The following is a 6,434-nucleotide window of genomic DNA, read 5'->3' on the forward strand; positions in this document are numbered from 1 at the left end:
AAATAAAAGGAAACAAAAATAAAGCGCCCCCTGCCTTCGCGCCCACCGCGCTGCGCGCTCCGGGTCCGCGTCCAGCACGGGGATCCGCGGAAGGGGCATCCTGCCCCTGCCGCGGACGGCGTACATCCATGTACGCCGCCCTTCGGGTGTTTCCCCGCGCTGGCCGCCGCTTCGGAAGGGAACCCGGTAGATCAAAAGCCAGAGCAACAGCCAAAGCCAAGCAACAGCCGAGGCAACGGCAACGGCAACGGCAACGGCAACGGCAACGGCAACCACGTCGATGCTGCACGCCTTGCGTAGGAGCGGCTTCAGCCGCGACATGCGACGCCCGAAAACAAGCACATCGCAACCTCCCCGGCTCGGTCAGCGACTACCTAGACGCCACAACAGCACGTTCCGCTCACCCAAGCACCGCCTGACTGCATCGAATACCGCAGTTACCCCAGCGCCGCGTCGATCGCCGCGCGCAGGCGCGGGTCCTCGGCGGTGACGTCCGGAGCGAAGCGCGCGTGGACCTTGCCGTCGCGGCCGACCAGGAACTTCTCGAAATTCCACAGCACGCCCGGCGCCGGATTCGGTTCGATACCGTAGCCGGCCAGCTTCTCGCGCATCGGGCCCTCGCCCTCCGTCTGCGGCTGCGCGGCGATCAGCGCGCGGTACAGCGGATGGGTGTCTTCGCCGGTGACCGCGATCTTGGAGAACATCGGGAAGGTCACGTCGTAGGTGAGCTGGCAGAACTGCTGGATCTCCGCCTCGCTGCCCGGCTCCTGGCCCTTGAAATCGTTGGCCGGGAAACCCAGCACCTCCAGACCCGCAGCCTGCTTCTCGCGATACAGCGCTTCCAGGCCCGCGTACTGCGCAGTGAGGCCGCACTTGGAGGCGACGTTGACGATCAGCAACACCTTGCCCGCGAACTCGGCCAGGGTGGCCGGCTGGCCATCGATGCGGGTCAGCGGAATGGAGGTCAGCGACTCGGACATGGGGCATTACCTCGATCGAAAGGAAGCGCCAGCATAGTCGCTGCCGGGGCGGCATACGCAGTGCCGTGACCGCGTGACTCAGCGCACCGACAGCTGGCCTGTGTCGGCACGTACCACCCGCTTTTGCTGCGGATCATGCGCTCCCGCAGGAGCGGCTTCAGCCGCGACAGCCGCGCCCGCAAAACCTGCGCGCGACCACCGCAGAAGAAACAAGCGCCGTCGCCACACATGTGCCGCTCGTCGTGATCAGAAGCGCGCGTATCGGCCAGCAGGCGAGCAGGCGAGCAGCCTGGAGACGACAACGCATCCGTGATGTCGAATCGCATCGACACTGCAGGCAGGACAAGGACACCCCCATGCTGCGCGATCGGCGCAGCGTGCGCGTACGAAGCGGCCGCGCCGGTCCGTCCAGGTCGCGGCGCTGCATCCAACATGGCGCGTGTTGGTCGCACGCCATCCCGCGCCGACGTATCCGCCACGACGCCTGCCATCCCAACTCGCCGCTGCGCACCGCAGGCCCTCATTCCCGGTCGTCGCCCGCAGCCTCGTCCGCCTCGGCATCGTCCAACGGCAGCGACAGTTCCAGCAGCGGCGCGGCCTGCGCATCGGCCAGGGTCTCGACGCCACGCAGGCGGCGCTCGATGGTGCGGGTCTTGCGGCTGGCCTCGCCCAGGCTCTTGCCGACGGTGCTGATCTGCTTCTCTGCCTTTTCCAGGATGCCGGCGAACTTGCCGAACTCGCTCTTCACCGCCGCCAGCACGCCCCACACCTCGCTGGAGCGCTTTTCGATGGCGAGCGTGCGGAAGCCCATCTGCAGGCTGTTGAGCAGGGCGGTGATGGTGGTCGGCCCGGCGACGACGATGCGGTGCTCGCGCTGCAGCAGGTCGGCCAGGCCGGGGCGGCGCAGGGTCTCGGCGTACAGGCCCTCGGTAGGCAGGAACATCACCGCGAAATCGGTGGTATGCGGCGGGGCGATGTACTTGTCGCCGATCGACTTGGCCTGCACCCGGATCGCGCGCTCCAGTTGCGCGCCCGTCGCCTGCACCAGTTCCGGATCGCCCTGCTCCTGCGCGTCGAGCAGGCGCTCGTAGTCCTCGCGCGGGAACTTGGCGTCGATCGGCAGCCACACTGGCGTGTCCTCGTGGCCGCGGCCCGGCAGGCGCACCGCGAAGTCGACCATCTCGTTGCGCTCCGGGCGCACCCGCACGCCGCGCGCGTACTGTTCCTGGGTCAGGGTCTGCTCGAGGATGTTCTCCAGCTGCACCTCGCCCCAGCCGCCGCGGTTCTTGACGTTGCTCAGCACGCGCTTGAGGTCGCCGACGCCGGTGGCCAGCTGCTGCATCTCGCCCAGGCCGCGCTGGACCTGCTCGAGCCGTTCGGAGACCAGCTTGAACGAGGCGTCCAGGCGCGTGTTGAGGGTGGTCTGCAGCTTCTCGTCGACGGTGCCGCGCATCTGTTCGAGCTTGGCCGCGTTGTCGGCCTGCAGTTCCTTCAGCCGCTCCTCCAGGGTGCTGCGCATCTCGCCCATCCGCTGCTCGTTGCGCTGGACCAGGTCACCCAGGCGCTGGCCGAGCGTGTCGGCGAAGCGCTGCTGCGCGTCCGCGCCTTCCTGGCGGCCCTTGCGCGCGTCCTCGAGCAAGGCCTCGCGCAACGCGCCCAGCTGCGCGTCGATGCGCGCGATCAACTCGGCCTGCTGCTGGCCGAACTGCGCCATGCGTGCGTCCTGTTGCTGGCCGAAGGCATCGAGCTGGCCGCGGATCTCGACCAGGCGCTGGCTCAGCAGCTCGGCCGTGCGCTGCTGCGCGGCGCCGGCCTCGACCCGGCCGCGCCGCGCGTCCTCGGTCAGCGCTTCGCGCAGCAGGTCCAGGCGCTGATCGGTGCGGGTGGACAGGTCGGACAGGTGGCGGGCGAAACCTTCGCTGCGCGCGTCCTGCTGGCGGGCCAGGCTGTCGAGCTGCTCGCGCAGTTCGCCGCGGCCGCTGCGCTGCTCCTCGCGCAGGGCCGCCTCCAGCGCGGTGTGGTTGCCCCGCCGCAGCAACACGGCCAGCAACAGGGCGATGACGGCGCACAACAGGCCGGCGAGGATCAGGAAATGGACATCGTTCTGCATGCGGCCAGTGTAGCCGGCCGCGTCTCAATCGCTGCGCCACGCGCCGGCACGCGGAGGAGAGCGGATATACCTTGGTATCGCCGCCATGGCCTCATGCAGGCTGGTGCACACCTGGGCCGCATGCCAAGCTTTGCGCCACCCGCTCCTGGTCAGGCCAGTGGGCGGTACCGCGGCATCCGACCGCGCCAGACCGTCGCGCTCGGCGCGATCCGTTCCCCCTGACACCGGAGGCGAGCATGGACCCCGATCCGCATCGACGCGGCGTCAGCGCCGCATTCCCCTACCGCTCCCCTCGCCTGGTCGCTGCCCGGCGCTGAGCCGGAAGACGCACGCTGCCCGCACGCTGCGACGTCCTTTCCGGCCACGCGCCGCAAGGAGGTCGTCATGTTCGTGTTCTCGCTGTTTTCCAGTCGTTTCCGCCTGCAGCGCTGCCTGCAGCGCGCGCTGCGCGCCGCGGTCGCCATGCGCCGCACCGAGGCGCTGCGCCATCTGCTCGCCGCCCATGGCGCCCGCGCCTTCGCGCTGGCGCTGTCCGCGCAGTCGCCGCGGGTGATGGCCGATGCGCTGTCGCTGCTGTCCGTCGCCGACCGCATCCGCGTCCGTGCGCGCTTGCCGCATGCGGCACAACGGCGCCTGCACGAGGCCGGGGCGAGCGTTCCGGCCGCGCACTGGCGGCATGCCGCGCTGGCCTGGTGGCCCGGCATGCACTGAAGCGCATGCCTGGCCGCCACGGCACGAGTTGCCATCTCGCCGCGGCATCATCGGCACCCTGTCCCTTCCCACTCCCTTCCCCGGAGCCGCCATGCTCGCTCCCCTCGCCTACCGGAACGCGCCCTGATGGAAGCCCTGCGCCTGTTCAATCTCGGCTCGCTGCTCGACACCCTGGTGAGCCTCACCGCCGCCTTCGTGCTCGGCGCGATCATCGGCTTCGAGCGCCAGGTGCGTCAGCGCACCGCCGGGCTGCGCACCAACACCCTGGTCGCAGTCGGCGCGGCGATCTTCGTCTCGCTCGGCGACCGCCTGTTCGAGATCCATGGCGGCACCCAGGGCGCGGTGCAGGTGGTGGCTTACGTGGTCTCCGGTATCGGTTTCCTCGGCGCTGGCGCGATCATGAAGGAGGGCGCCAACGTCACCGGGCTCAACACCGCGGCCACGCTGTGGGGATCGGGCGCGGTCGGCGCCTGCGCCGGCGCCGGGCTGGTCGCCGAGGCGGTGCTGGCGGCGATGTTCGTGCTGCTCAGCAATACCCTGCTGCGGCCGATGGTGAACCGCATCAACCGGCATCCGCTGAAGGAATCTTCGCTGGAAGCCACCTACATGTTCTATGCGATCTGCGCGCGCGAGGTGCACGGCGAGGTGCGCGAGCGGCTGATCGAACTGCTGGAGGAGGCGCACTACCCGGCGCGCGAGGTCGAGCAGCATCCGTTCGGGCAGCGGGACGTGGAGATCGCCGCGACGCTGTATGCCACCGCGGTGCGCGCCGAGGAACTGGATGAAGTTGTGCAGCGCCTGGAGGGCGAACCGGGTGTACAACAGGCGTTCTGGAACGCCGGCGCCGAAGCCTGAGCCAGCCATGCCCAACCTTGTCACTTCCATGCCACGCCGCCGATGATCGCCTGGTTCAAGCCGCTGCCGCCGCACCGCCGCCTGCTCGGCCTGGCCGCGCTGGGCCTGGCGCTGGGCGCGATCTTCGTCGCCGACACGGTCACCGACTATGCGGTGGCGGCGGCGCTGTTCTATACGGTGGCGATCCTCGGCGCGGTGCGGCTGCTGGCACCGGCCGGGCTGGGCGTACTGGCCGGCATCTGCGTGGTGCTGGTCGTGCTCAGCTTCCATCTCACCCACGCCGGCGCCTACCGGGTCGGCGTGATCAACTCGGCGATCAGCATCGTGGTGGTGGCGGTCACCGCCTCCATCGCGGTGCGCATGGAACGGGCCAAGGCCGCCGCGCACGCGGCGCAGGCGCAATTGCTGCGGCTGGCGCGGGTGCGCAGCCTGGGCAGCCTGACCGCCTCGATCGCGCACGAGGTCAACCAGCCACTGGCGGCCATCGTCACCAGCGGCAACGCCTGCCAGCGCTGGCTCGACCAGCAGCCGCCGAATCTGGACAAGGCGCGCGCGGCGCTGGCGCGCATCCTCGCCGATGCCGAGCGCGCCGGCGAGGTGATCGCGCGGGTGCGCAGCCTGACCCGTGGCGAAGCGCCGCAGCAGCGCGCCTTCGACCTCAACGCTGCGGTCAACGAGGTGCTGGCGCTGTCGCAGGGCGAACTGGAGCGCAGCGCGGTCAGCGTGCACACCGAACTGTCGGCGCTGCTGCCGCCGGTGTCGGCCGACCCGGTGCAGATCCAGCAGGTGATCGGCAACCTGCTGCTCAATGCGATCGAGGCGATGGCCGCCACGCCGCCGGCACAGCGGACGCTGCGCATCGTCACCGAACGCGAGGACGCACGCTCGGTGCGGCTGAGCGTGGCCGACAGCGGCGAAGGCCTGTCCGCACAGGCGCAGGCGCACCTGTTCGATGCGTTCTGGACCACCAAGCAGGGCGGCATCGGCATCGGCCTGAGCATCAGCCGCAGCATCGTCGAGGCCGGCGGCGGCCGCATCTGGGCCGAACCGGGGCGACCGTGCGGCGCGGTGTTCCACGTGTGCCTGCCCACCGCCAACGGTGTGCGGCCATGACCACCGACGCGAGCGCCCGCCCGGTGGTGTACCTGATCGACGACGACGCCTCGATCCGCGCCGCGCTGGAAGACCTGTTCGCCTCGGTGGACCTGCAGGTGCATGCCTTCGCCTCGACCCGCGACTTCCTGGCGCATCCGCGCGCCGACGCGCCGAGCTGCCTGGTGCTGGACATCCGCATGCCCGGGCAGAGCGGCATGGACTTCCATCGCACCATGCACGAGGCCGGGCTGGCGCTGCCGACCATCTTCATCACCGGCCATGGCGACATCCCGATGAGCGTGGAGGCGATGAAGAACGGCGCGATCGAGTTCCTGACCAAGCCGTTCCGCGACCAGGACCTGCTCGATGCGATCGGCCAGGGCATCGCCCGCGACCGCGCGCGCCGCGAGGCCGAGGCTGCGCAGGCCGAGCTGCAGGCGCGCTGGGCGCGGCTCAGCGCCGGCGAGCGCGAGGTGGTGGAACTGGTGGTGCAGGGCCTGCTCAACAAGCAGGTGGCGGCGCGACTGCAGCTCAGCGAGATCACGGTGAAGGTGCGCCGCGGCAATGCGATGCGCAAGCTGGAGGTCGGCTCGCTGGCGGAGCTGGTGCGGCTGGCGGAGCGGCTGGGGCGGTAGAACACGTCCTGACGCATCGGTATTCCGTAGGAGTCAACTGTCATGCAG

6 protein-coding genes are annotated in these 6,434 nt (G+C 70.0%); 4 read left to right on the plus strand and 2 right to left on the minus strand.

Annotation, left to right across the window (positions count from 1 at the left end):
- Window positions 1-437: 437 nt before the first annotated feature.
- Both J7357_RS21150 and rmuC read right to left on the minus strand, forming a co-directional pair.
- Window positions 438-980 carry a glutathione peroxidase gene (locus J7357_RS21150; protein WP_209249491.1) on the minus strand — a complete coding sequence of 181 codons (543 nt, stop codon included), beginning with the start codon at window positions 978-980 and terminating at the stop codon, window positions 438-440.
- Window positions 981-1,500: 520 nt separating this feature from the next.
- Window positions 1,501-3,090: a DNA recombination protein RmuC gene (gene rmuC / locus J7357_RS21155; RefSeq protein ID WP_209249493.1), complete on the minus strand. Its 1,590-nt coding sequence runs from the start codon at window positions 3,088-3,090 to the stop codon at window positions 1,501-1,503.
- A 384-nt stretch (window positions 3,091-3,474) separates the two neighbouring features.
- On the opposite strand from rmuC, the gene J7357_RS21160 reads away from it, so the two are divergent.
- From J7357_RS21160 to J7357_RS21175, 4 genes are all read left to right on the plus strand, one after another.
- A complete protein-coding gene (locus J7357_RS21160) occupies window positions 3,475-3,801 on the plus strand; it encodes a hypothetical protein (protein WP_209249495.1) in 327 nt (108 codons plus the stop codon).
- Between the two features lie 126 nt (window positions 3,802-3,927).
- A complete protein-coding gene (locus tag J7357_RS21165) occupies window positions 3,928-4,656 on the plus strand; it encodes an MgtC/SapB family protein (RefSeq protein WP_010343028.1) in 729 nt (242 codons plus the stop codon).
- Window positions 4,657-4,698: 42 nt separating this feature from the next.
- Window positions 4,699-5,769: an ATP-binding protein gene (locus tag J7357_RS21170; protein ID WP_209249497.1), complete on the plus strand. Its 1,071-nt coding sequence runs from the start codon at window positions 4,699-4,701 to the stop codon at window positions 5,767-5,769.
- A complete protein-coding gene (locus J7357_RS21175) occupies window positions 5,766-6,386 on the plus strand; it encodes a response regulator (RefSeq protein WP_209249499.1) in 621 nt (206 codons plus the stop codon). The genes J7357_RS21170 and J7357_RS21175 overlap by 4 nt, the downstream gene beginning before the upstream one ends.
- Window positions 6,387-6,434: the final 48 nt, after the last annotated feature.

It is taken from the genome of Xanthomonas sp. D-109, assembly GCF_017746095.1.
Taxonomy (GTDB): domain Bacteria; phylum Pseudomonadota; class Gammaproteobacteria; order Xanthomonadales; family Xanthomonadaceae; genus Xanthomonas_A; species Xanthomonas_A sacchari.